Below are 22,892 nucleotides of genomic sequence, written 5' to 3'. Positions count from 1 at the left end.
TCACGCGACGTGCATGCGCTGCTGGTGGGCTGCTCCCCGGCGCGCATGCTCGGTGATCGCCTCGTCGTACGCCGCGGTCGTCATCGCGAGCACCTCCCGCGCTATCTGAGCCCGCGGTGAGTCGGTGCTCCAAGCAAGCACCAGCTTGCGGTGAATCGGATCTCCGGCCAGCGTCCGCGTGGTCACGTCCGACGAGAGCATCCGGTACGACGTAGGCGAGATCAACGCCACGCCCTGCCCACTGGTCACGAACCCCATCAGCACCGACGTATCAACGGAGTGATGCTCCACCCGAGGCTGGAACCCAGCCGCCTCACAAGCAGCCCGGAACAGGACGTGGAACCCGCTGTCGTCCGGCGGCTCCCCGATCCACTCCTCGTCGCACAGCGCCGCCAGCTCGATCTCGCCCCGCGTCCGCGACGCCACCGGGTGATCGGCGGACAAGGCGACGTACGCCGACTCCGACTCGACAACCGTCGTCGACTCCACCCCGGCAGGCAACCGCAGCTCGAACCCGGGAAACTCCCGCAGCAACGCGAAATCCAGCCGGCCGCTCTCGAGCTGCTGCAGCAACACGCTCGAGGACCACTCGACCTCGACGCTGACCTGCTCGATCTCGCCGTGGTCCCGCAACCGGGACGCGATCCCGGACATCGGCGCGGTCGGGAATCCTCCGAGCCGGACCGCCGATGACTCGACCGCGGTCATCGCGGACACCGTCGCCGCGAGATGGTCGACGTCGACGAGAATCGCCCGCGCGCGGTCGACGGCGTACCGCCCCAAGGGAGTCGGTGTCACGCCGGTCCGCGAACGTTCGAAGAGCTCTCCCCCGAACGCGGCCTCGATGCGCTTGAGCTGCGCCGTCAGGCTCGGCTGGCTGACCTTGAGCCAGCGGGCGGCCCGGCCGACGGACCCCGCTTCGGCCACCAGGACGACCACCCTCAGATGGCGCAGCTCGACGTTCATGCGTTGAGACCGTAGTCGAGGTCTACGCACAGCTCACAGGCGACCTACATTGCGGTTTCGTCACAGCCAGGCCCAGTCCTGTAACGCCGGACCCGGCTGTGACGATGTGCTACGACGCCTTGAGCGCCAACGCCTCGCGGTAACCGAGCCGGCGGCCTGTCTGCAGCAGAGTGCGCTCGTACAGCCGGGCGCCGACCCGGACGATCAGTACCGTCGCCGCCAGCAACAGTGCGATCGCGACGAGCGGCTGCCAGACCGGTACGTGCTCGGTGAGCATCCGCCCCGGCATCGACATCGACGACGCGATCGGGATGAACGACGCGACCGTCTTCGCCGACGACCCCGCGAACACCGAGAAGAAGAACGGGATCATCAGGATCATCTGCCCGGGCAGCGTGGTCGACCCGAGGTCCTCCTGCCGCGTCGCCAGCGATCCGGCGACCGCCCACAACCCGGCCAGTGCCACGAACCCGAGGACGAAGAACACCACGAACCACCCAGCGACCGGCGCCACCACTTCGAGGATGGCGGCCTGGTCCGTGGCCAGCAACCCGATCAGCGACGCCCCTGCGATCACGACGATCTGCGCGAGCGCCAGCGCCGTGTTGCCGAGCACCTTGCCCCACAGCAGCGACCGGATCGGTACCGCCGCCGCCAGGATCTCGACGACCCGGCTCTCCTTCTCCTGTACGACGCTCTGCGCGATCATCATGCCGAACCCGAGCGCGGTCATGTAGAACACCAGCGCGAGCCCGACGTTCACGAACTGCGAGACCATGTCAGGCAACGGACCGGGTTTCAGCAGGCTGACCGAGACCTTCGTACCGGCTTGCAACTCGGCCGGGGTGAGCCCCGCCTTGGCCGCGTTCGCCGCAGTACCCACCGACGCCGCGGCCTCTCGCAGCGCGCTCTCGATGCCGCTGTCGACCCGGTCCTTGCCGAGTACGACGTACCCGTTGTCGCCGGGCACCAGCGCCGCCTTCACATCGCCGCCGGTAACGGCCTTCTCGGCAGCCGGGCGGTCGGTCAGCCGGACGACGTCGTACCCCTTGCCGCCGGCAACGGTCGACGCCTGCTGTACGACCTTCACGCCCGCGTCATCGACGACCCCGATCTTCGAAGCACCGCTCTTGCCCACCAGTACCGTCGGCAGGATGGTCGCCGCCATCACGATCAGCAGCATCACCACGGTCGAGCCGAGGAACGTCTTGTCCCGCAGCTTCGTGCTGATCTCGCGCTCGGCGATCAGGACCCACGGCCGGTCGAGTGCGTTCATCGGGTCGCCTCCCGGAAGACGTCGCTCAGCGCCACCCGCTCCGGCCCGAACTCGAGCACCGGCCCGCGGCTGATCGCCTCCTGCAGGATCTTCTGCTCCATCGCGGTGTCGAGTACGTCGAACAGCGCCGTACCGCCGGCCACGTCCCGCACCTGGATTCCGCGCAGATCACGCAGCCAGCCCGCGTCGCCGTCGACCACCAGCCGGTAGGTCGACGCCGCGCCGGCGGACAGGTCCGCCACGGAGCCGGCCGCAACCACCTTGCCGCGGGCCAGTACGACGAGGTCGTCGCACAGCCGCTCCACCAGGTCGAGCTGATGGCTGGAGAACAGCACCGGTACCTCCGGCGTGACCTCCTCGCGCAGCAGGTCGACCATCGCGTCGACGGCCAGCGGGTCGAGGCCGCTGAACGGCTCGTCGAGTACCAGGGCGATCGGCTGATGGACCAGCGCGGCCGCGATCTGGACGCGCTGCTGGTTCCCCAGCGAGAGCGTCTCGAGGACGTCGGTGGCACGCTCGGCCAGCCCGAGCCGGTCGAGCAGCTTGTCGGTGCGCGCCAAAGCGCGCTCCGGGTCGAGCCCGTGCAGGCGGCCGAAGAACACCAGCTGGTCGCGGATCTTCATCTTCGGGTACAGCCCACGCTCCTCGGGCATGTAGCCGAAGTCGCGGCGGACGTCCTGCGTCAACGGCCCGTCCTGCCAGCGCACCTGACCGGCGTTCGCGGCCAGGACGCCGAGGATGATCCGCATCGTCGTCGTCTTCCCGGCCCCGTTGGCCCCGACAAATCCGGTCATCCGTCCCGGTACGACGTCGAAGGTCACGTCGTCCAGCGCCAGATGATCACCGAACCGCCGGGTGAGCCCACTCACCCTGAGCATGTGTCACCGTTCCCATCAGCCAGGCCGGACGCCCCTCGTCCGACCCTGCCCAAGTTAGTGAGCCGGCGCCTACCGGCACGTCGGCCGTGAGGGTGATCGCCGGGGTCATCCGCGCGGCGGACGGGGTCAGCTGGAGGCGTCGTCCCCTGGAGTGACCAGGCCGCACTCGTACGCGAACACGACCGCCTGGACGCGGTCGCGGAGGCCGAGTTTGAGCAGCACCCGGGAGACGTGGGTCTTCACGGTGGCCTCGCCGACGTACAGCTGGGAAGCGATCTCGGTGTTGGTCAGGCCGCGGGCGATCAGCCCGAGGACCTCCCGTTCGCGCTCGGTCAGCTCGGCGAGGAGGTCCGGCCGGTAGACGCGTTCGCCGCCGCCCGCGAAGCGCTTGATGACGCGGCGCGTGACCTCGGGGGCCAGCAGAGCGTGACCGGAGTGCACGATCTCGATCGCTTCGACCAGGTCCTCCGGCGCGGTGTTCTTGAGCAGGAACCCGCTCGCCCCGGCGCCCAGCGACTCGAACAGGTAGTCGTCGCGGTCGAACGTGGTCAGGATCACGACCTTCCCGGCGTCCTCGGCGACGATCCGCTGGGTCGCGGTGATCCCGTCCATCCCTGGCATCTGGACGTCCATCAGTACGACATCGGGCCGCAACGCGAGCGCCAGCTCGATCGCCTTCTCGCCGTCGGCCGCCTCACCGACCACCTCGATCTCCGGCTCCACCGACAGGATCATCCGGAACCCGGCCCGCACCAGATCCTGATCGTCCACCAGCAGCACCCGCATCGGGTCACTCACCTGCCACAACTCCAATAGCGCTCGTCAACGGGATCCTTACCCGGACCCGGAATCCTCCCACGGGGCGCGGGCCGATCTCGCTCTCGCCGCCGAGCAGCGCGACCCGCTCGCGGATCCCGACGTGGCCGAGCCGGCTGCCGACCGGTGCGTGCTTCGGCCGTCCGTCGTCGATTACCTCCAGCTCCACCGCGTCACCGAGATAACGCAGCGTGAGGTGGGCGCTGCGGGCCGTCGAGTGCTTGCGTACGTTGGACAGCGCCTCCTGGGCGATCCGGTACACCGACACCGACACGGTCTGCGGCAGCTCCGCCGGCGACCCGATCTGGTGGAACCCGACCTCCAGGCCGAGTCCGTTCACCTCCGAGATCAGCGCCGGCAACCGGTCGGCACCGGCCCGTGGCTCCTTCGGGTCCGGCGTACCGACGTCGAGGTCGGGATCGGCGGCCCGGAGCATGCCGAGCAGCTGGCGCATCTCGTTCACGGCGCTCCGGCTGGAGTCCTCGATCACGTTCAGCGCGTTCTTCGCCGCGTCCGGGTCGGTGTCCATCACCCGCCGCGCTCCCCCGGCCTGGATCCCGATGCTGCTGATGTGATGCGCGACCACGTCGTGCAGTTCGCGGGAGATCCGCAGCCGCTCGTCGATCACCGCGCGCCGGGCGTTCGCCTGCTGCTGCGCGGCGAGTTCGGCCGCCTGCTGTTCCAGTTCGTACCGCTGGCGCGCTGTGGCCCACGCCGTACGGCCCCAGAAGTACGCGCCGAAGAAGTACAGGACGTTCAGCGCGACGGTGATGATCACATTCGACACGTACGGCGAGAACAGCCCGTGGTTCGGGCCTTCGATCGAGTTCGCCTGCAGAGCCTTGACGAAGTTGATCGTCAGCCAGCCGAACATCCCGATGAAGACCAGCGCGACCGCGGCCTTCATCAGCCGCCGGTCCTTGGCCCAGGCGACGGCAGCGTAGATCGCCATGAACATCGTCGACTGGGTGACCAGGTTGCCCTGGAAGGCGAACAGCGCGCGCTCGCCGTTCACCACGAACAGGACCGCTACCGCCAGCAGCACCGGGATCGGCCAACGGCGCCGGAAGCACAGCGGCAGCGCGATGGCGGCGCTCAGCACGTACGGCTCGACACCGCCGATGCCGAGGCTGACGTGCTGCGGCCACCCGCCCCGGGCGAGCTCGGTACCGAAGACGCCGGCGGCCGCCATTCCGAGTCCGAGCAGGACGTCGTACCGCTGCTCACGGGCGTTCGGCGCCGGACGTGTCCACATTCTCATCAGCGTACGGGTGAAACGCCGCTGAACCGTGGCGCGTACCCTTGGAGTCGTGACCATCGCCCCAGAAGGACGGAAGCTGCTCAGGCTCGAGGTGCGCAACGCGGAGACCCCGATCGAGCGTAAACCCGAGTGGATCAAGACCCGCGCCAAGATGGGCCCGGAGTACCAGGCGCTGCAGAAGCTCGTGAAATCCGAGGGACTGCACACGGTGTGCCAGGAAGCCGGCTGCCCGAACATCTTCGAGTGCTGGGAGGACCGCGAGGCCACCTTCCTGATCGGTGGCGACCAGTGCACCCGGCGCTGTGACTTCTGCCAGATCGACACCGGCAAACCCGAGGCGCTGGACCGTGACGAGCCCCGCCGGGTCGCCGAGTCGGTCCGCAGCATGGGCCTGCGGTACGCGACCGTCACCGGCGTCGCCCGCGACGACCTGGACGACGGCGGCGCCTGGCTGTACGCCGAGACCATCCGGCAGATCCACGAGCTCAACCCGGGCACCGGCGTCGAGATGCTCGCGCCGGACTTCAACGCCGTACCCGAACAGCTGGCCGAGGTGTTCTCGTCGCGGCCCGAGGTGTTCGCGCACAACGTCGAGACGGTGCCGCGGATCTTCCGCCGGATCCGCCCCGGATTCCGGTACGAACGTTCGCTGGACGTCATCACCCAGGCGCGCGACTACGGCCTGGTCACCAAGTCGAACCTGATCCTCGGCATGGGCGAGACCCGCGACGAGGTCAGCCAGGCGCTGAAGGACCTGCACGCGGCCGGCTGCGAGATCATCACGATCACCCAGTACCTGCGTCCCTCGGTGCGGCACCACCCGGTCGAGCGCTGGGTCAGGCCCGAGGAGTTCGTCGAGCTGGACGCCGAGGCCCAGGAGATCGGATTCGCCGGAGTCATGTCCGGACCGCTGGTACGGTCCTCCTACCGCGCGGGCCGGCTGTACCGGCAGGCGGTCGAGTCACGTATGAACACCGCTCAGGCTTAGAAACAGGACAGGGTAGAGATGGCCAAGAACGACGCTCCCGCGGAGAAGACCGGCAGGCTGAAGCAGATCCTGCAGGCCTACCAGATGACCAAGAAGTCCGACCCGAAGGTCGGGCTGGTGCTGGCCGGGATCTTCCTCGGCATCGTCGCGGTGTTCGTCGTGCTCGCGCTGCTGGTCGGGCCGGTGCTGATCTGGCTGCCGCTCGGCGTCGCGATCGCGTTCCTGGTCACCACGATCATCTTCGGCCGCAAGGTCGAGAAGGCGGCCTACAGCCAGATCGAGGGCCAGACCGGTGCGGCCGCGTCCGCGCTGCAGACGCTGCGCCGCGGCTGGACCGTGACGCCCGCGGTCGCTGTGACGAAGAACTCCGACATCGTGCACCGGGTGGTCGGCCGGCCCGGCATCATCCTGGTCGGTGAGGGCCAGGCGAGCCGGGTGAAGAACCTGCTCACCGCCGAGGCGAAGAAGCACAACCGGGTCGCCGGCGGCGCGCCGGTGACGCAGATCATCGCCGGTCAGGGCGAGGGCGAGATCGACATCCGCAAGCTGACCAAGTACGTGGTGAAGCTGCCGGCCGTCCTGCAGCCGTCCGAGATCACCGACCTGCTGCAGCGGCTGAAGGCGCTGGACGCGGTCCGTCCGCAGGTCCCGATGCCCAAGGGCCCGGTGCCGACAAGCCTGAAGGGCGCCCGCCAGGCCATGCGCGGCCGCTGACGGTCCGGCCCCGCACGACGGGTTTCGCACCAGGAAATCCTCTCGATCGATCGTTTGCTTACGCTGTGACACTACCGCCACGGCAGGTCACTGGTATGTACCGCAATCGCCCGGCGGTGGTGATTGCGGCGGTAACCGATCGGGGTCAGGGACGTTTCTCTAGGGTGAGAGATTTCTGTGCCTGGTGTTGCGCCACTCGACGGCCGGATCGGCCTTACAGTGCAGCCAAGGGGGCAGCCAGGACAGAACGAGGGGTGGGGTAAACAGCGATGACGGACCTGATGCCACGGATGCAGCATCTCGTGCACGAGCCGGTGCACGAGACCTGGCCGACGTTGGCCCGTCCGCGTTCCAATCCGGTACGCCGGTACGGCGCCGCGACGGCGATCCGGCTGATCGCGAAGGATCTGCCCGCGACGATCCACCTGGACAGCAACCGCTCGTACGGGCTGGGTGGCCCGGCGATGCGGGTGCACCGGACGTCGGCGTTCCTGGACCGGCTCGGGCAGGACGCCGGGTCCGGGTTCGGAGAGGCGTACCTGGCCGGCGACTGGGACCCGGAACCCGGTACCGACCTGGCCGACCTGCTCGTCCCGTTCGCGGAACGGTTCAGCAACGAGGAGACCCGGCACCTGCTGCCGAAGTGGGCGCAGTCGCTGCGCTGGCTGGTGACCAGGTCGCAGCCGGGCGAGCAGGAGAACGACCGGGCCGGCGCCCGCGAGAACGTCAGCCGGCACTACGACCTGAGCAACGCGATGTTCGGCGAGTTCCTTGATCCCACGCTGACCTACTCGGCGGCGTATTTCGGGGACGCTGACGCGTCCGATCTCGCAACTGCAACGTACGAGGAACTCAACGATGCACAGTTGCGCAAGCTCGACTCGATCCTCGACGCGGCCGGGGTGCGGTCCGGGTCGCGGGTGCTCGACATCGGCTGCGGCTGGGCCAGCCTGGCGATCCGGGCCGCCCAGCGCGGCGCGTGGGTGACCGCGATCACGATCGCCTCGCAGCAGGCGTTGCTCGCCCAGCGCCGGATCGCCGAGGCCGGCGTCGGCGACCGGGTACAGGTCGCACTGCGCGACTACCGCGACCAGATCGGCGAGTTCGACGCGGTGCTGAGCGTGGAGATGATCGAGGCGGTCGGCGAGAAGTACTGGCCGGTGTACTTCGACGCGATCGAGCGCCGGCTGGCACCCGGCGGGATCGGCGTCGTGCAGGCGATCGTGATGCCGCACGAGCGGATGCTCGCCACCCGGAACACCTTCACCTGGGTACAGAAGTACATCTTCCCGGGCGGTCTGATCCCGTCGATCGAGGTGATCGAGGACGTCACCGCGCAGCACACCGGCCTGCGCGCCGAGGTGCTCCGGCACCTGGGCTCGGACTACGCTCGCACACTGCGGATCTGGCGGAACCGGTTCATCGAGCGCTGGCCGGCGATCGCGGACCTCGGCTTCGACGACACCTTCCGGCGGATGTGGGAGTTCTACCTGGCCTACTCCGAGGCAGGCTTCCGCACCGGGTACCTGGACGACGTGCAGCTGGTGCTGACCCGGCGTTAACGCCGTACGACGATGGTCTTGGCGGCTAGGTCGTGCAGGCCGCGGCGCTCGCGGTCGAAGATGACGGCCGGGATGAACAGGCAGATCAGCAGGCTGCGGATGATGCCCGCGATCAGTCCGGGCGGACCGTCGTACGTCTTGTTGTCGCGCACCGGAGCGACCCGCAGAGCACACAGACGGTGGCCGATCGTGCTGCCGGCCAGCCCGGCGAGGATCGCGGACATCGCGAAGAACGCGGCAGTGTGCATCAGGCTGTAGTTGTTCCCGCCCGCCCACATCGGCCGGCCGGTCAGCGCGGACGCGATCAGGCCGGCGATCAGCCAGTCGATCACCAGCGCGAGAACCCGGCGTCCCCAGGTCGCGACCGAGCCCGGACCGTCCTCCGGCAGCCCCAGCCGATTGCCCGGGTAACGGAATTCTTCGGAGGGTCCGGTTGCGGCTTCCGGGGATGATGCCATGATGTCTAGCCTACGGACATGCTCCGAGGCTGCCCCATGTGGGCTGCAATATCTCAGGGCGTAACCGCCGTACACCAGTGGGTCAGCGCGGACACGCTGGGCGTAACATCCGCGAAACATCAGGGTCACGACGGAGAAACCGGCGGGCCCTACGTTCAGATGAATCTCTGAGCCACCCTAGGAGTACGTATGTTTTCCAGCGCGGAGGAGCTGCTCGCCTACGTCAAGGACGAGGGCGTCGAGATCGTCGACATCCGGTTCTGCGACCTTCCGGGCATCATGCAGCACTTCACCGTCCCGGTGTCGTCGTTCGGTCCCGAGGTCTTCGAGGAGGGCCTGGCCTTCGACGGTTCGTCGGTGCGCGGGTTCCAGCAGATCCACGAATCGGACATGAAGCTGCTGCCGGACCCGACCAGCGCGTTCATCGACGAGTTCCGGACCGCCAAGACGCTGGTCGTGAACTTCTTCGTCCACGACCCGCTGACCGGTGAGGCGTACTCGCGGGACCCGCGCAACATCGCCCGGAAGGCCCAGGAGTACCTGAAGTCGACCGGGATCGCGGACACCGCGTTCTTCGCGCCGGAGGCCGAGTTCTACGTCTTCGACGACGTCCGGTTCGAGACCAAGTCGAACGGTGCGCACTACTCGATCGACTCGATCGCCGGCGCCTGGAACACCGGCCGGGTCGAGGACGGCGGCAACCGCGGCTACAAGGTCCGCTACAAGGGCGGCTACTTCCCGGTCGCGCCGACCGACCACTTCGGCGAGCTGCGCGACGACATCACGCTGGCGCTGGAGCGGTCCGGGCTGACCGTTGAGCGCGCCCACCACGAGGTCGGTACGGCGGGTCAGGCCGAGATCAACTTCCGCTTCGACGAGCTGCTCAAGGCCGCCGACGACGTGATGAAGTTCAAGTACATCGTCAAGAACACCGCCTGGAAGGCCGGCAAGACCGCGACCTTCATGCCGAAGCCGATCTTCGGCGACAACGGCTCGGGTATGCACTGCCACCAGTCCCTGTGGAGCAACGGCGACCCGCTGTTCTACGACGAGTCCGGGTACGGCGGCCTGTCCGACGTGGCCCGCTGGTACATCGGCGGCCTGCTCAAGCACGCCCCGTCGCTGCTGGCCTTCACCAACCCGACGGTGAACTCGTACCACCGTCTGGTGCCGGGCTTCGAGGCGCCGGTCAACCTGGTCTACTCGTCCCGGAACCGCTCGGCCTGCATCCGGATCCCGATCACCGGCTCGAACCCGAAGGCCAAGCGCATCGAGTTCCGCTGCCCGGACCCGTCGGCGAACCCGTACCTCGCCTTCTCGGCCCAGCTGCTGGCCGGCCTGGACGGCATCCGCAACAAGATCGAGCCGGCCGACCCGGTCGACAAGGACCTGTACGAGCTGCCGCCGGAGGAGCACGCGGGCATCGCCCAGGTGCCGACCTCGCTGCCGGCCGTGATCGACTCGCTCGAGGCCGACCACAGCTTCCTGCTCGAGGGCGACGTGTTCACGTCCGACCTGATCGAGACCTGGATCGACCTCAAGCGCGAGAACGAGATCGCCCCGATCCAGCTCCGCCCCCACCCGCACGAGTTCGAGCTGTACTACGACGTCTGAGTCGTCGCCGAGTTTCAACTGGAAGCCCCCGTCCGGATCCGTTCCGGACGGGGGCTTTCAGGCGTTAACCGAGCTTGTCGAGTTCGGCTAGGTCCGACTCGTCGAGCATGACGTCGGCCGTTCGGAGGTTGTCCTCCAGGTGTTCGACGCTGCGGGTGCCCGGGATCAGGGCGGTGTGGTTGTCGTGGGCAAGGATCCAGGCGAGGCAAACGGCGGCTGGTGTCGTGCTTCGGCGGTCGGCGATCCGGCGTACGGCGGGGTGCTCGGTCGGGGACGGGATGCGGTCGAAGGCCGAGCCGAGGGGGAAGTACGGGATCCAGGCGATGCCGTTCGCGGCGCAGAGCTGGAGTTGGTCCTCGGACGAGCGGTCGAGCACGCTGTAGGCGTTCTGGACGCAGACGATCCCGGCCGGCATCGCCTGTTCGAGCTGCGCGGTGCTGATGTTGCTGAGGCCGATCGCGCCGATCAGGCCTTCGTTGCGTAGGGCAATCAGTTCGGCGAGCTGGTCGTCGAGCGGGACGACCTGGTCCCCTTCGGCGATCAGGCCCGGGCCGTGGTCCGCCCGGCGGAGGTTGACGACCGGCACCTGTTCGAGGCCGAGCGACGTGAGGTCGAGGTGGATCTGCTCGCGCAGTTCGTGCGGCCGCTGAGCGAGTGTCAGCTGTGCGTCCACACGGCGGGCGCCGACCTTGCTGACGATCACCAGGTCGTCGGGGTACGGATGCAGGGCGGCCCGGATGTGCTGGTTCACGGTGGTGTGGCCGTAGAACGAGGCGGTGTCGAGGTGGTTGACGCCGAGCTCGACAGCGCGGCGCAGTACGGCACCGGCCGCGGCGGTGTCCACGTGTTCGAGCTGCATCGCGCCGTACCCGATCCGGCCGATCTCGTACTGGCCGAGTTTGACGTTGCCGCCTGGTCGTTGCGAGGTCATCAGCGTGTCCCCAGGTAGAGTAAGTGGAGGTTTCTCCAATTACCGTAGCACTAACTGGAGGTTTCTCCACTTATGCGGGCTGACGCGACGCGCAAGCGTGAGCAGGTGGTCGCGGCGGCCGTGGACGAGCTGTCCGAGCTCGCCGTGGCCGCTCGCGCGGGCGAGCCCGTCCGCCTCTCCCTCGACCGGATCGCTGCCCGAGCCGGTGTCGGCGTGGCCACGCTGTACCGGCACTTCCCGACCCGCGAGGCGCTCCTCGAGGCGGTCTATCGGCAGGAGCTCACCCGGTTGTGCGAGGCGGCCCCTTCCATGGCAGCAAAGGGTCCCGCCGACGACGCCCTGCTCGCCTGGATGCACCGCTACCTCGCCTGGGTCGATTCCAAGCGCGCGATGGGCGTCAGCCTGCGCACCATGGTGGCCTCCGGCGCCATCACGCAGACGGATACGCGCAGCAGGCTCACCGAGGCCGTCGCCCACTTCCTGGATACCGGCGGATCCATGTTCCGCCCCGGCATACCACCAGGCGACGTGGTAGCTGCTATGGCCGGCGCGGTGGTCGCCGCCGACCCCGACCAACAGCGTGCCCAAACCGAACGTCTCCTCGGCCTGCTACTGGATGGCCTCCGAGCGCGTTAGGCGAAGGGTCTGCGTACCGATGAAGCAGAGGACGTCGAGCTCGTCGCGAGCGGCGCGCCTTCGACTGGGAGAAGGCCCAGATCCAGAAGTCGGCCAGAGGCGGGAGGGTCTCGCAGGTCAGGCTTTGTAAGTCGGCACGGGATGCGGGACGTGTTTGCTACGGAACCGACGTACGGCCACCTCGTGACTGCGCCAGCGATCACAGAACTCCTCGCTGTGGGCGAGCAGCGCCTCGACGAAGTCGTACACGTCGGCACCATTCGCGATCAGCATCGCCGTCAGATAGTGCCGCAGGTCATGGAACGTTGACGGCCGTCCCAAGACGTGTCTGCGGCACGGGAACTCGTCCGGGGCAGCGACGGGTGGCCGATCGGCGTGCACGCCGTCTTCGCGAGCGCGGGCCGAATCCAGGACTGAAGCGGGAGCAGTCTGCGGGATCCCGTCACCTGGCTCGCAGCCACATAAGGCTCATGCAGCCCCAGAAAATCGCGGTGATATGTCTGTGGCGCGGGGTTACGCTCTATACATGAGCCTTCCAAACGCTTACCTCACGTCCTTCAAGAACACGTCGGCGATTCTGAAGGCCATACAGGCAGCACAGGCACCACCGCGTTTCACCCAGAAGTTCTTAGAAGGCCTGGGGTACCAGAACTCGAACGATCGGGCGATTATCAACGTCCTGAAGGCCCTTCGGTTCCTGGATGACTCGGGTGTCCCCCAGGCCCGATATCACCAATACCTCGACCAGACGCAGTCCGCCCTGGTGCTGGCCGAGGGGATCCGGGAGGCATACGAGGACTTGTTCCGCATCAATCGGAACGCGCACGAGATGTCCCAGGCCGACGTCAAGAACAAGTTGAAGACCCTCTCGGAGGGCGCGTTCACCGACCGTGTCCTCACGCAGATGGCCGGGACATTCACCACCTTGGTCAAGGCAGCTGATTTCTCAGCGGCCCCGACGTCGGCGGCCAGGCCGGATCCCCAGCCTCAAACAGACAAGCCCGATATCCCGCCTCCCTCTGATCTGAACACCCAGCCACTCGGACCAGCCTCACCGTTCGGCAGCCTCGCCTACAACATCAACATCCAGCTACCGGAATCCCGCGATCCGGCCGTATACAACGCGATCTTCAAGGCGCTGCGAGAGCACTTCCGATGAGCGCGTCATCACACGACCACGTTTACGACTTCGTCTACCGGGCGATGCTCGCCGAAGAGGCCCTCGACGCTGCAGGACGGGTGCGCCACGTCGACCTGGACGAGACAGAGGTCTCCGGTGCGCTCAGCTTCGAACTGTTTGACGAGGACCTGCTTCGTCAGGCCCGCCTGATGTCCACGGTGTACACCGCGATCGCAGCGTTCGAGATGTCAGTGAGGCGCTTCGTCAAGAAGGTGTTGATCGACACCTATGGCGAGGATTGGTGGGACAAGGGTGTCTCCGAAAAGATCCGCAAGTTCGTAGATACCAGGCGCAGTGACGAGGAGAAGGTCAAGTGGCACGGCGTCCGGGGCGAAGACCTCCTGAGTTACACCGAACTGGGCCACCTGCCTCAGATCATGCAGCAGAACTGGGAGCTCTTCGACGCGTACGTTCCGAGGGTGGACTGGGCAACCGCTCTCTTCTCCACCTTAGAACGGTCGCGGAACGTCATCATGCATAGCGGCTCGCTGGCCCTACCAGACGTGGAGCGGATCGGCATGCATATCCGCGACTGGAACAAGCAGGTGTCACTCTAGATCGAGACTGCACGGCCCTTGACGCCTTCTTCGTCCGAGTCACCGGGCCGGCCGAGCGGCGGAGAGATTCGGCCTGGTTACCGGTGCAGGCGGTCCCGCCGGACATCGATTCAGTTGGTAGCGTGGGTACACACGAAGGGCTCGGCACAGACAACCTGTCTGAGCAGCACAGCTAGGCGAAGCTCTGCGTGCCGATCACGCGGAGGAGATCCAGCTTCTCGCGGGCGTCGGTGCCTTCGACGGGCAGGAAGGCGCGCACGCGAAGGTCCGCGGCGGGGGTGAGCAAGGTTTCGCAGGTCAGGTCCAGGTTGCCGGCCTCGGTGTCCACGAAGCGTTTGCGGGGCAGGTGGACGGCGACGTCGTGGCGGGACCACAGCGTGCGGAACTCCTCGCTGTCGGCGGTGAGGGCATCGACCAGCTCGGTGACGTCCCGGTCGCCCATCCGGCGGGAGTAGGTCGCACGGAGATCGGCGACGTGGAAGGCGGAGTGAGCGTCCCAGTCCTCCGCGGGGAAGATCCGCCGGATCGCCGTGTCGGTGAACCAGAGCCAGGTCAGGTTTTGCCCGGTGCTGGGACCGATGACGACGTCGGCGAGCGCGTTCTGCCAGAGCACCTCGTCGAGGTCCGTGCAGATCACGACCGGAATGTCGGTGAGGCGGCTGACCAGTGCCATCAGGCCGGGTGGGATGTGGCGGCCGGCTCGGCGTAGCGGTGGCGTGAGGCCGGCCAGGTGGTACAGGTGGTCGCGTTCGTCCAGGTCGCAGCGGAGCGCGCGGGCGAGGCCGGCGATGATCGGCTCGGACGGGTTCGCGCCGCGGGACTGCTCCAGCCGCGAGTAGTAGTCCGTGGACATGCCGGCGAGTTGAGCGACCTCCTCGCGGCGCAGTCCCGGGGTACGGCGGCGTGCGCCGTCGGGAAGTCCCACGTCGGCCGGGCGCAGCACCTCCCGGCGCCGGCGGAGGAAGTCGGCCAGGCCGTCACGATCGATCACATGGTCCATCATCCGCGACGCCCCAAGGCCTATCCAGGGACAACCTGTCCGTGGATGAAGTGGGCCTTCTCCGCCACGCTCGGCCGGCAGAGGGTGAAGGAGAACCCCCAAGGAGGAACCCATGCACTACCGCACGCTGGGCCGGACCGGTATCAAGGTCAGCCCGTACGCCCTCGGCGCGATGATGTTCGGTGCCGTCGGCAACAACGACCGCGACGAGTCGCTCCGGATGATCGACAAGGCACTCGACGCCGGGATCAACTTCATCGACACAGCGGACTTCTACTCGCACGGCGAGTCCGAGGAGATCGTCGGCGCGGCGCTCAAGGGCCGTCGCGAGCATGTCGTACTGGCCACCAAATCGCACCTGCCGATGGGCGACGACCCCAACCAGCGGGGCAACTCGCGGCGCTGGATCATCACCGCGGTCGAGGACTCGCTGCGTCGCCTGCAGACCGACTACATCGACGTGTTCCAGATGCACCGGCCCGATCCGGACACCGACATCGAGGAAACCCTGTCCGCGCTGACCGACCTGATCCGGAGCGGGAAGGTTCGCGCGGTCGGTTCGTCGGCGACCCCTGCGAGCGAGATCGTCGAGGCGCAGTGGGTCGCCGAGCGTCGCGGCCTGGAGCGGTTCCGGACCGAGCAACCGCCGTACTCGATCCTCAATCGTGGGATCGAGCGCGAGGTGCTGCCGATGGTGCAGAAGTACGGGATGGGCGCCTTGGTTTGGAGCCCGCTCGCTCAGGGGCAGCTGACCGGGCGCGCGCCGGCCGACCTCCGGCGGACGGCGATCTTCAAGCACATGACCGACGAGCGGCGGCTCGAGGTGGTGGAGCAGCTGATCCCGGTCGCCGACGCGGCCGGGCTCAAGCTGACCCACCTGGCCATGGCCTTCGCGATCGCACACCCGGGCGTCACGTCGGCGATCATCGGCCCGCGGACCATGGAGCACCTCGACGACGCCCTGGCCGGGATGGACGTCACCCTCGATGACGCCATCCTCGACCAGATCGACAAGATCGTCCCCCCGGGCACCGATGTCGGCCGGCTCGACATGGACTACGACACCCCGGCCGTCCTCGACGCAGCGTTGCGCCGCAGGACGATCACCGATCGCGCTGCTGCTTAGTTGTACGTCGCGGTGACGTGGTAGACGCGACCGCCCCAGCCGTCGTTCGGGAACGAGTCGGAGATGCGGACGTAGCCGGCCTTGGTCGTGCCCAGATACGGCGTGAGGTCGAAGGTGCGGGTGGCCTTGTTCTGGCCGTCGTGGTACTGGTTCGTCTCGGTGGCGACGGTGGTCCAGTTCTGGCCGTCGCCGCTGAGCTGGACGACGAACTCGTTGTCGATTGTCAACAATACTGATGCCGACACTGTGTCGGACGGGAACGGGAACCGGTAGACGAAGTACGAGTTCCCGTCGGCGAAGCGGTTCTGTACGCCGTTGCTCTGCGACCCGTCGGCGTCGTACAGCCACGGGGTCTCGGCCGCAGTACCGGTGTCGAAGTCGGCCGTGTGCGCGATCAGGATGTCGGAACGGGTGGTGTACGACAGCTGCGATCCGGACGTCACTGTGGCGGTCACCGAGTGCAGGCCGTCCGCCGTACCGGCCGGGATCGTGACGTCGAGGTCGACGGACGTGTCGACCGGTACGGCGTTGCCGCGGGTCGTCAGCGTTACCGTCGAGCGGGCCGGTGTCACCGTCCAGCCCGAGGGCGCCGCGGCCTGGACGACCGCCGTGGTCAGGTCACCGACCGGGCCGGTCGCCTGGACGCCGACCGTGAGCTTCACGTGTGTCGCGCTGCCGGTCGCCGGCATGACCACGGGCAGGGCCGGGTCGGTTGTCGCGGACAACGAACGCACCGGTGGCGTCGCGGGTACGGCGGCGAGCAGGGCGCTCAGTGCGCTGGCTTGCGTACGCCAGTCGAAGACGTTCGGGGCCTGGCCGGACCACCGCTCCCCCAGCCGGTCCGATGCGTCGCGGTCGTTGTCCCACACCGTTGCGGCCTGCTGGGCGACGAAGGCGGTGTAGCGGCCGTCGTGCGTGGTGTCCGCGAGATCCATCCAGTACCGCATGAAGATGCCCTTGAACTGCTTGCCGTTGTCATCACACGTCCGGCCCGGCGCATCGCAGTACTCCGTGAGTACTCCGTCGGTGACGAGGCCGCCCGGGGCGATCGCGGCGTCGGCGAGCCGCCGTACGATTGTCAACAATGCAGGGTTGTGGGTCGCCCGCCACAGTTCGAGGCCCGCGCCGATCGCGAGACCCTGGTTGTAGGACCAGACCGTGTCGCCGTTGCTCTCGCAGTTGTCCTTGAGTCCGTCGTTCACCAGGCCGGCGGAGTTGATCATGCCGCTGTTCGTGAACCAGTTCCAGCCCTCCTGCGCGCGGCCGAGCCAGCGGGTGTCGTGCGGCATCCGGTTGTGCAGCTCCGCGGTCAGGCGGATCCAGAGGCCGTTGGTGACGGCGTTCTTGTACGTACGTTCGGCGTTCCACCAGACACCGCCGCCGCAGGTGCCCGGATCCCAGTAGCCCTCGACGTACTCCGCGATCTTCACCGCCATGTCGAGGTACTTCGGGTTCTTCGTCAGGTCGTACGCCTGGACCCAGGTGAGGCCCCACCACTCCGAGTCGTCGATCGCGCGGCTGGTGAAGTTGCCGAGCAGCTCGTCGCCGGACAGGTACCCGGCCGGGAACGCGCCCTTGTCCTTCTCGAACGTGTTGTCCAGCTGGGGGCAGGTAGCGGCGGTCGCCGGTGCGCTGCATGTAGTCGCCGATGGTTTGCAATGCGACAGCCGAGTTCCACCAGCTCGACGGGAACCAGGCCTTGTTCGGCTCGTACGAGCTCATCAACTGGTCGGCGGCGACCCGCGCACGGGCGACGGCAGTGGAACCGGACCCAGCCTGGTCAGGGCTGGCGCCGGCCGGCGGCGCCACCAGCCCGAGAGCCAGTGTCACCGCGCCGGCAACGAGCAAACGGAAGGTAGGACGACGAACGGACATGGGCGGATCTCCTCGAGCTTGGAAACGTTTCACCGAGCTTCGAGCAAGTATCGTCGTCCCGCCAGACAACGATGTCAATGCCTCACGATGCGGACCGTGCCGAAGTGCTTGGTCAGGCGTAGAGCGAAACCGCCGCGCCCACCGGAGCGTCGCCGTACGAGTCCACGACCTTGTTGAGCTCGCCTGGTAGTACAGCGTGCCGAGACCGAGCACGAACATCAGCAACAGCCCGACCCCGGCGCTACACGTCACCGGCAGACCCGCAACGCGCTGGCTCTCCGCGATCCGCGTACCGGCGCGGGCCGGCGCTCTGTGTTACAGGTTCAGACGCCGGTGCGGGCTTCTAGGCGGCCGGTTTGGGCTGCTTTGGTGAAGGTTTTGTGGTCTTGGGCGTTCAGGTCGGCGTAGGTGGTGGCGAAGGTGGTGATGGCTTCGTCGAAGCGGGTTGATTTGCCCAGGTACGCGGCGAGGGCGAAGCGGTCGCCGGAGCGGGCGTGGGCCCGGGCCAGGGTCCAGCCGCAGAGGCGGGCGTACAGCGTCATCGCTTCGGGGTCGAGGGTTTCAATGTCGGCGGAGAGTTTCCAGTCGCGGAGTTGGCGGACGTAGTAGTCCTGCTCTCCGTCGGCGGTGTCGGCGCGGAGCCAGCCGAGGAAGATGTCGCTGGCTGCCTGCATCAAGCGCTGGCCGGCGACCACCCGCTCGCCTTGGTTGGCATGCGTGGACGGGACGGCGTACGTCGACAACGCGGACGGACCGGCCTGCTTGGCCTGCAAGAGCAGCGCCTCGTCGGCGACCGTCGACTCGAGCAGCATGATCCACGCGCGCGTCCCGACACTGCCGACGCCGACGACCTTGTGCGCGATGTCGGTAAGCCGGTAGTTGTCGAGCAGATGCCGGCGATCCTGCTGCAGCGTCCCGCGGTACTCCTCCATCAGGTCCTGCAACTGCCCGAGCACCGCCGTACCGTCGAGGTCGGTGAGCTCGTTCATGGGGACGACCAACGGTGGGTTCGAGACGATCCGGCGACGCCCGTCGACCAGCGTGGTCAGCTTGCCGATCGCCTGCATGCTGTTCCGCGTGTACGCCTTCGCCAGCTTTCCCTCGGCCGCCTTCAGCTCCTTCCGCTTGCTGGACTTCACCGTCGCCTTGTACCGCCCGACGAGCTCCTCGATGTCCAACCGCGCGTACCAGACCGCAAGAATCGGCTGCGCGGCGAACTCCCGCATCGCCTCGCGATAGTGGCGTACGACGGTCCGCACCAGCTCACTGCAATGCGTGGCGTCGAACCCGTTGTCCCGCCCCGCCACCACGAAGCTCGCCGCCAGCCGCTTCACGTCCCACTCGAACGATCCCGGCAGCGTCTCGTCGAAGTCGTTGATGTCGAACACCAGCCGCCGATCGGGCGACGCGTACGCACCGAAGTTCGACAGATGCGCGTCACCGCACAGCTGCACCTCGAGCCCGGTCGGCGTCGTCCCGGCCAGATCGGCCGCCATCACCAGCGCCGCACCGCGGTAGAACGTGAACGGCGCCACCAGCATCCGCCCGTGCCGGATCGGCACCAGCGCGGGCACCCGCCCCTCGGCCTGCGTCAGCAGCAACCCGACCGGATCCCGCGTCGGGCTCAGCCGAACCTCCGCATGCGCCTCCAGCGGGACCTTCTTGCGCACAGCCTTGCCCCGCGCCGCCCGCTCCGCCGCCGTCGGTTGGCCGTCCATGAACTCAGCGTCCCACGATTTGCCGGCACCCGTCGCGACCACGACCCGAGACACTCAAAGTCGACTAATCAAATAGACTTACTCTGCTGATCATGACCTTCCTCTGGTACATCCCGAACCAGGTCGACCCCGGCCACCGCGGGGACGACACCGTCCAGGGACACAACAGCGTCGAGCGGCTGACCGAGCTGGCCCGGCTCACCGAGGACCACGGCTGGTCCGGCGCGCTGCTCGGCACCGGGTGGGGCCGGCCCGACACGTTCACAGTGGCGACCGCACTCGGTGCCCGTACGACGACCTTCCAGCCGCTGGCCGCGATCCGCCCCGGGTATTGGCACCCCGCGCACTTCGCGTCCGCGGCCGGCACGCTCGACCAGTTGATCGGCGGGCGGCTGCTGATCAACATCGTCTCCGGCCAGGACAACCTCGCCGCGTACGGCGACAGCGAGGGCGATCAGCCGCAGCGGTACGCCCGTACCAAGGAGTTTCTCCAACTGGTACGGCGGTTGTGGACCGAGGAGGACGTCACGTACGACGGCGAGTACTTCTCCGTCCGCGGATCCACCGTCGCCACGCGTCCGGTCGTACGGGAGGGCCGCCCGCATCCGACGCTGTACTTCGGCGGCGCGTCCGACGCGGCGCAGCGGGTCGCCGCGACGGATGCCGACGTACAACTCTTCTGGGGCGAACCACTCGACGGCGTCGCCGCCCGGATCGCCAAGCTGCGCGAATTGGAGACCGAACTCGGCCGCGAACACCCACCACTCGAGTTCGGCCTGCGGATCACCACACTCGTCCGCGACACCACCGACCAGGCCTGGGCCGACGCCGAGGCCAAGGTCGCCCAAATGGCCGAAAAACAAGGCTCCCGAGACCACCGCTGGTTCAAGGCCGTCGGCCAGCAACGCCTTCTGGACCTCACCGAACGCGGCGAGGTCCAGGACGACAACCTCTACACCGCTCCCGGAAAGTACGGCGGCGGAGGCGCCGGCACCACCTGGCTGGTCGGCTCCCCCGACGACGTGGCGAAGTCCCTCCGCCGCTACCGCGACCTCGGCATCACCCATTTCATCCTCTCCGACACCCCGTACCGCGAGGAGACCATCCGGATCGGCGACCAACTGCTCCCCCTAATCAACTGACTCGCACCCCTCGGACTGGTTGGATGTGATCATTGCTTGACGCCTGCTGCCTAGTGTGATCGGTTGATTACCGAGCGCCAACGGTGGGTATGTGGCGCTGTGAGGCATGTGAGGAGCGCTGATGGTCGTATATCTGCCCCGGTCCGCGTGGAACGCGCGGCCGCCGAGACCCGGGCCGGGCAACCTGATCCCGTCGCATGTCGTCGGCGAGGTCATCCATTGGCCGGGTACCGGCTCGACGAAGGTCATTCACACCCAGGCGGCGGTCGCGTCGGCACTGCGTGGGTGGCAGGACTACCACATGGACACCCGCGGCTGGTCGGACATCGCGTACCAGATCGCGGTCGACCAGGCAGGCCGGGCCTGGACGCTGCGCGGGATGCACACCAAGTCCGCCGCGAACGGCGACGCCGACGTGAACGACCGGTACGGCGCGATCCTGCTGGTGCTGGTCACCGGCGAGCAGCCGTCGGCCGCGATGAAGGCGACCACCCGCGCGGTGATCGCCGATTTCCGTAAGCTCTACCCCCGCGGTACGGCGATCCGGCCGCACTCCGCGGTCCGCCCGGAGCCGACCGACTGCCCCGGCGATCCCGCCCGCGCCGCGATCGCCCGCGGCGACTTCACCCCAGGTCACGTGGAGGACGATTTGCCGTACACACAAGCTCAGCTCAGGGCCATGATGCAGGCTGAGATCGAGGAGTACATGAAGCGGTTCTGGGCCGCGCCGACCGGCACCGGTACGGCGCTGCGCAAACAGCTGAACCGGATCGAGGCCGCCGTCACCCGCGCTGCCATCAGCGAGACCAACGGCCTCGACCAGCCCCTGGTTCCGGACGCACCACCGGTGGCCGACGCGGAGCAGCCGACGGACGGGCAGCCCGCTGCCCCACAGCCCGCGACTGACCAACCGTAACCTTCCGACACTGCCCCGCCGACAATCGTCGGCGGGGTCTGGTTGGGTCGGGCTGGTCTACGAGGTCTGACGTGAGCGGTCGGGGGCGGCGTTCTTGATCAGCAGGACCAGGACCGCCAGTTGGGCCAGCGCCAGCAGGATCGCTAGCGGGATGCCCAGCCAGAGCGGCATCGTGAAGCCGAGCGGCGTCATCGCGACGAAGTACACGAGGCCGAAGCCGAACGGCCAGACGAACGTGCCGGTCCACTTCTCGGCGCGCGTCCAGCGGTCCGAGGTCCAGAGCAGCACGACCCCGATGAGCCAGCCGAACAACAGGACGAACCCGCCGAGCTCCAGCAACGTCAGCGCCAGCACCTCCCGGCCGCGGAACGTCGGCCGGTACCGGTCGACCAGTACGAGCCCGTCCGTCGACGCCGCGACGAGTTCGTCCGGATCGCCCAGCCGCTGGAGCATCCGCCGTACGTCGTCCTCCGAGGTCACGCCGGCCGCGCGCGCCTCGGCGATGTGGGAGGTGACGTCGGCCAGCAGGTCGGTACGACGCGACTCGGGCAACGGCTCGGCCGCCTTCGTCAGGTACTTCACGTACGCATCGACCAGCCGGTCGGCGTCGTTCATACCCGGGCTTCCCTGATCAGCGCGACGTAGATCGCGATCTCGATCAGGCCGCCCACCAGCAACTCCAGCCAGACCGGCGGCTGGACGAACTCCATGCCGACCGCCACGGCGTAGCCCAACGGCCAGGCGACGGTACCGAGGATCTTCCAGACCGTGGTCCAGCGGTTCGAGGTCCACAGCAGCCAGACGCCGACGAGCCAGCCGATCACGACCACGAACGGCCCGAAGAACAGCAGCCCGACCGTGATCCAGTCGCGTGTCCGCATCCGGGGCTCGGAACCCTGCACCGCCGCGCCACCAGTCATTTCCATGTTCATCCCCGTCTCCCACTCTGCAAGATCTTGTCGACCGAGGCGCAGAACCGTTGCCAGTCCGCGGTGAACGCGGCCAGCGCCCGGCTGCCCTCGGGTGTCGAGGTGTAGTACCGCCGCGGCGGGCCCGCTTCGGACTCCTGCCAGGTCGTCTCGACCAGGCCTTCGCGGCGCAGCCTGGCCAGCAGTGGGTAGATCGTGCCCTCGGTCGTGACCATGCCGTCGACCTCACCCAGCGCCTTGACCAACTCGAAACCGTAACGGGGCTCTGCCTGCAACAGCGCCAGGACGCAGAACTCCAGCGTCCCGCGGCGCAGCTGCGTGAAGACCTTCTCCGCTACCATGCGAGACA

24 protein-coding genes are annotated in these 22,892 nt (G+C 67.8%); 10 read left to right on the top strand and 14 right to left on the bottom strand.

Features of this window, described 5'->3' with window-relative positions; genetic code table 11:
- The 5 genes from ACZ5BU_RS32435 to ACZ5BU_RS32415 all read right to left on the bottom strand — a co-directional run bounded on the left by ACZ5BU_RS32435 (window position 1) and on the right by ACZ5BU_RS32415 (window position 5,191).
- Window positions 1–966, bottom strand: a complete 966-nt coding sequence (locus ACZ5BU_RS32435) for a LysR family transcriptional regulator (protein ID WP_465704245.1) — start codon at window positions 964–966, stop codon at window positions 1–3.
- A 109-nt stretch (window positions 967–1,075) separates the two neighbouring features.
- Window positions 1,076–2,242 (bottom strand): ABC transporter permease, encoded by a 1,167-nt coding sequence (locus ACZ5BU_RS32430; protein WP_465704244.1) that lies wholly within the window; start codon window positions 2,240–2,242, stop codon window positions 1,076–1,078.
- On the bottom strand, window positions 2,239–3,120 hold the full coding sequence (locus ACZ5BU_RS32425) for an ABC transporter ATP-binding protein (RefSeq protein WP_465704243.1): 882 nt from the start codon (window positions 3,118–3,120) through the stop codon (window positions 2,239–2,241). The genes ACZ5BU_RS32430 and ACZ5BU_RS32425 overlap by 4 nt, the downstream gene beginning before the upstream one ends.
- A 126-nt stretch (window positions 3,121–3,246) precedes the next feature.
- Window positions 3,247–3,906: a response regulator gene (locus ACZ5BU_RS32420; RefSeq protein WP_465704265.1), complete on the bottom strand. Its 660-nt coding sequence runs from the start codon at window positions 3,904–3,906 to the stop codon at window positions 3,247–3,249.
- Between the two features lie 4 nt (window positions 3,907–3,910).
- Entirely contained in the window at window positions 3,911–5,191 is a 1,281-nt protein-coding gene (locus ACZ5BU_RS32415) for a sensor histidine kinase (RefSeq protein WP_465704242.1), read from the bottom strand.
- A gap of 55 nt (window positions 5,192–5,246) precedes the next feature.
- Between ACZ5BU_RS32415 and lipA the strand changes: the two genes are divergently transcribed.
- The 3 genes from lipA (at window position 5,247) to ACZ5BU_RS32400 (ending at window position 8,461) form a co-directional block, all read left to right on the top strand.
- The gene (gene lipA / locus ACZ5BU_RS32410; RefSeq protein ID WP_465704241.1) at window positions 5,247–6,185 is read left to right on the top strand and encodes a lipoyl synthase; all 939 of its coding nucleotides are present in this window, start codon (window positions 5,247–5,249) and stop codon (window positions 6,183–6,185) included.
- Window positions 6,186–6,203: 18 nt separating this feature from the next.
- On the top strand, window positions 6,204–6,899 hold the full coding sequence (locus ACZ5BU_RS32405) for a DUF4191 domain-containing protein (protein WP_465704240.1): 696 nt from the start codon (window positions 6,204–6,206) through the stop codon (window positions 6,897–6,899).
- A gap of 269 nt (window positions 6,900–7,168) precedes the next feature.
- Window positions 7,169–8,461, top strand: a complete 1,293-nt coding sequence (locus tag ACZ5BU_RS32400) for a class I SAM-dependent methyltransferase (RefSeq protein ID WP_465704239.1) — start codon at window positions 7,169–7,171, stop codon at window positions 8,459–8,461.
- Here ACZ5BU_RS32400 and ACZ5BU_RS32395 read toward each other — a convergent pair.
- A complete protein-coding gene (locus tag ACZ5BU_RS32395) occupies window positions 8,458–8,919 on the bottom strand; it encodes an RDD family protein (RefSeq protein WP_465704238.1) in 462 nt (153 codons plus the stop codon). The genes ACZ5BU_RS32400 and ACZ5BU_RS32395 overlap by 4 nt on opposite strands.
- Window positions 8,920–9,108: 189 nt before the next feature.
- On the opposite strand from ACZ5BU_RS32395, the gene glnA reads away from it, so the two are divergent.
- A complete protein-coding gene (gene glnA, locus ACZ5BU_RS32390) occupies window positions 9,109–10,533 on the top strand; it encodes a type I glutamate--ammonia ligase (RefSeq protein WP_465704237.1) in 1,425 nt (474 codons plus the stop codon).
- Between the two features lie 64 nt (window positions 10,534–10,597).
- Here glnA and ACZ5BU_RS32385 read toward each other — a convergent pair whose 3' ends face one another.
- Window positions 10,598–11,464, bottom strand: a complete 867-nt coding sequence (locus ACZ5BU_RS32385) for an aldo/keto reductase (RefSeq protein ID WP_465704236.1) — start codon at window positions 11,462–11,464, stop codon at window positions 10,598–10,600.
- A gap of 72 nt (window positions 11,465–11,536) precedes the next feature.
- Here ACZ5BU_RS32385 and ACZ5BU_RS32380 point away from each other — a divergent pair, with 72 nt between their 5' ends.
- A complete protein-coding gene (locus ACZ5BU_RS32380; RefSeq protein WP_465704235.1) occupies window positions 11,537–12,100 on the top strand; it encodes a TetR/AcrR family transcriptional regulator in 564 nt (187 codons plus the stop codon).
- A 117-nt stretch (window positions 12,101–12,217) separates the two neighbouring features.
- Here ACZ5BU_RS32380 and ACZ5BU_RS32375 read toward each other — a convergent pair whose 3' ends face one another.
- Window positions 12,218–12,373, bottom strand: a complete 156-nt coding sequence (locus ACZ5BU_RS32375) for an MmyB family transcriptional regulator (RefSeq protein ID WP_465704234.1) — start codon at window positions 12,371–12,373, stop codon at window positions 12,218–12,220.
- Between the two features lie 253 nt (window positions 12,374–12,626).
- On the opposite strand from ACZ5BU_RS32375, the gene ACZ5BU_RS32370 reads away from it, so the two are divergent.
- Together ACZ5BU_RS32370 and ACZ5BU_RS32365 are read left to right on the top strand one after the other, a co-directional pair.
- Window positions 12,627–13,259, top strand: coding sequence for a DUF5343 domain-containing protein (locus tag ACZ5BU_RS32370; RefSeq protein WP_465704233.1), 633 nt, complete (start codon window positions 12,627–12,629; stop codon window positions 13,257–13,259).
- Window positions 13,256–13,837 (top strand): Swt1 family HEPN domain-containing protein, encoded by a 582-nt coding sequence (locus ACZ5BU_RS32365; RefSeq protein ID WP_465704232.1) that lies wholly within the window; start codon window positions 13,256–13,258, stop codon window positions 13,835–13,837. The genes ACZ5BU_RS32370 and ACZ5BU_RS32365 overlap by 4 nt, the downstream gene beginning before the upstream one ends.
- A 172-nt stretch (window positions 13,838–14,009) precedes the next feature.
- Here the strand turns inward: ACZ5BU_RS32365 and ACZ5BU_RS32360 are convergent, their stop codons facing one another.
- Window positions 14,010–14,837 carry a helix-turn-helix transcriptional regulator gene (locus tag ACZ5BU_RS32360; RefSeq protein ID WP_465704264.1) on the bottom strand — a complete coding sequence of 276 codons (828 nt, stop codon included), beginning with the start codon at window positions 14,835–14,837 and terminating at the stop codon, window positions 14,010–14,012.
- Between the two features lie 112 nt (window positions 14,838–14,949).
- Here ACZ5BU_RS32360 and ACZ5BU_RS32355 point away from each other — a divergent pair, with 112 nt between their 5' ends.
- Window positions 14,950–15,963 carry an aldo/keto reductase gene (locus ACZ5BU_RS32355; RefSeq protein WP_465704231.1) on the top strand — a complete coding sequence of 338 codons (1,014 nt, stop codon included), beginning with the start codon at window positions 14,950–14,952 and terminating at the stop codon, window positions 15,961–15,963.
- Here ACZ5BU_RS32355 and ACZ5BU_RS32350 read toward each other — a convergent pair.
- Complete coding sequence (locus ACZ5BU_RS32350) at window positions 15,960–17,426, bottom strand: glycoside hydrolase family 76 protein (RefSeq protein ID WP_465704263.1); 1,467 nt, start codon at window positions 17,424–17,426, stop codon at window positions 15,960–15,962. The two genes, ACZ5BU_RS32355 and ACZ5BU_RS32350, sit on opposite strands and share 4 nt — an antisense overlap.
- 735 nt (window positions 17,427–18,161) lie before the next feature.
- Complete coding sequence (locus ACZ5BU_RS32345) at window positions 18,162–19,556, bottom strand: DUF2252 domain-containing protein (protein WP_465704230.1); 1,395 nt, start codon at window positions 19,554–19,556, stop codon at window positions 18,162–18,164.
- A 92-nt stretch (window positions 19,557–19,648) separates the two neighbouring features.
- Here ACZ5BU_RS32345 and ACZ5BU_RS32340 point away from each other — a divergent pair, with 92 nt between their 5' ends.
- Both ACZ5BU_RS32340 and ACZ5BU_RS32335 read left to right on the top strand, forming a co-directional pair.
- Complete coding sequence (locus ACZ5BU_RS32340) at window positions 19,649–20,698, top strand: LLM class flavin-dependent oxidoreductase (protein ID WP_465704229.1); 1,050 nt, start codon at window positions 19,649–19,651, stop codon at window positions 20,696–20,698.
- A gap of 121 nt (window positions 20,699–20,819) precedes the next feature.
- The gene (locus ACZ5BU_RS32335; protein WP_465704228.1) at window positions 20,820–21,614 is read left to right on the top strand and encodes a peptidoglycan recognition protein family protein; all 795 of its coding nucleotides are present in this window, start codon (window positions 20,820–20,822) and stop codon (window positions 21,612–21,614) included.
- 57 nt (window positions 21,615–21,671) lie between these two features.
- On the opposite strand, the gene ACZ5BU_RS32330 is transcribed toward ACZ5BU_RS32335, so the two are convergent.
- From ACZ5BU_RS32330 to ACZ5BU_RS32320, 3 genes are read right to left on the bottom strand one after another with little or no spacing between them, the layout of a single operon-like run.
- Window positions 21,672–22,229 carry an HAAS signaling domain-containing protein gene (locus ACZ5BU_RS32330; protein WP_465704227.1) on the bottom strand — a complete coding sequence of 186 codons (558 nt, stop codon included), beginning with the start codon at window positions 22,227–22,229 and terminating at the stop codon, window positions 21,672–21,674.
- Window positions 22,226–22,546, bottom strand: a complete 321-nt coding sequence (locus ACZ5BU_RS32325; RefSeq protein WP_465704226.1) for a hypothetical protein — start codon at window positions 22,544–22,546, stop codon at window positions 22,226–22,228. The genes ACZ5BU_RS32330 and ACZ5BU_RS32325 overlap by 4 nt, the downstream gene beginning before the upstream one ends.
- Complete coding sequence (locus tag ACZ5BU_RS32320; protein ID WP_465704225.1) at window positions 22,543–22,884, bottom strand: PadR family transcriptional regulator; 342 nt, start codon at window positions 22,882–22,884, stop codon at window positions 22,543–22,545. Before ACZ5BU_RS32320 ends, ACZ5BU_RS32325 begins: the two co-directional genes overlap by 4 nt.
- Window positions 22,885–22,892 lie beyond the last annotated feature (8 nt).

The sequence above is a fragment of the Kribbella sp. NPDC031520 genome, assembly GCF_055580825.1.
The sequence above is the reverse complement of the archived record's forward strand: the minus strand, read 5'-3'. Positions and strand labels throughout refer to the sequence as shown.

Coding starts and splice junctions, on each gene's coding strand:
- ACZ5BU_RS32425 (WP_465704243.1), bottom strand. CDS start 3,120: ATGCTCAGGGTGAGTGGGCTCACCCGGCGGTTCGGTGATCATCTGGCG.
- ACZ5BU_RS32340 (WP_465704229.1), top strand. CDS start 19,649: ATGACCTTCCTCTGGTACATCCCGAACCAGGTCGACCCCGGCCACCGC.
- ACZ5BU_RS32415 (WP_465704242.1), bottom strand. CDS start 5,191: ATGTGGACACGTCCGGCGCCGAACGCCCGTGAGCAGCGGTACGACGTC.
- ACZ5BU_RS32345 (WP_465704230.1), bottom strand. CDS start 19,556: ATGGACGGCCAACCGACGGCGGCGGAGCGGGCGGCGCGGGGCAAGGCT.
- ACZ5BU_RS32335 (WP_465704228.1), top strand. CDS start 20,820: ATGGTCGTATATCTGCCCCGGTCCGCGTGGAACGCGCGGCCGCCGAGA.
- ACZ5BU_RS32400 (WP_465704239.1), top strand. CDS start 7,169: ATGACGGACCTGATGCCACGGATGCAGCATCTCGTGCACGAGCCGGTG.
- ACZ5BU_RS32375 (WP_465704234.1), bottom strand. CDS start 12,373: ATGCTGATCGCGAATGGTGCCGACGTGTACGACTTCGTCGAGGCGCTG.
- ACZ5BU_RS32430 (WP_465704244.1), bottom strand. CDS start 2,242: ATGAACGCACTCGACCGGCCGTGGGTCCTGATCGCCGAGCGCGAGATC.
- ACZ5BU_RS32355 (WP_465704231.1), top strand. CDS start 14,950: ATGCACTACCGCACGCTGGGCCGGACCGGTATCAAGGTCAGCCCGTAC.
- ACZ5BU_RS32420 (WP_465704265.1), bottom strand. CDS start 3,906: ATGCGGGTGCTGCTGGTGGACGATCAGGATCTGGTGCGGGCCGGGTTC.
- ACZ5BU_RS32325 (WP_465704226.1), bottom strand. CDS start 22,546: ATGAACATGGAAATGACTGGTGGCGCGGCGGTGCAGGGTTCCGAGCCC.
- ACZ5BU_RS32435 (WP_465704245.1), bottom strand. CDS start 966: ATGAACGTCGAGCTGCGCCATCTGAGGGTGGTCGTCCTGGTGGCCGAA.
- ACZ5BU_RS32395 (WP_465704238.1), bottom strand. CDS start 8,919: ATGGCATCATCCCCGGAAGCCGCAACCGGACCCTCCGAAGAATTCCGT.
- ACZ5BU_RS32360 (WP_465704264.1), bottom strand. CDS start 14,837: ATGGACCATGTGATCGATCGTGACGGCCTGGCCGACTTCCTCCGCCGG.
- glnA (WP_465704237.1), top strand. CDS start 9,109: ATGTTTTCCAGCGCGGAGGAGCTGCTCGCCTACGTCAAGGACGAGGGC.
- ACZ5BU_RS32320 (WP_465704225.1), bottom strand. CDS start 22,884: ATGGTAGCGGAGAAGGTCTTCACGCAGCTGCGCCGCGGGACGCTGGAG.
- ACZ5BU_RS32330 (WP_465704227.1), bottom strand. CDS start 22,229: ATGAACGACGCCGACCGGCTGGTCGATGCGTACGTGAAGTACCTGACG.
- ACZ5BU_RS32385 (WP_465704236.1), bottom strand. CDS start 11,464: ATGACCTCGCAACGACCAGGCGGCAACGTCAAACTCGGCCAGTACGAG.
- ACZ5BU_RS32365 (WP_465704232.1), top strand. CDS start 13,256: ATGAGCGCGTCATCACACGACCACGTTTACGACTTCGTCTACCGGGCG.
- ACZ5BU_RS32380 (WP_465704235.1), top strand. CDS start 11,537: ATGCGGGCTGACGCGACGCGCAAGCGTGAGCAGGTGGTCGCGGCGGCC.
- ACZ5BU_RS32370 (WP_465704233.1), top strand. CDS start 12,627: ATGAGCCTTCCAAACGCTTACCTCACGTCCTTCAAGAACACGTCGGCG.
- ACZ5BU_RS32405 (WP_465704240.1), top strand. CDS start 6,204: ATGGCCAAGAACGACGCTCCCGCGGAGAAGACCGGCAGGCTGAAGCAG.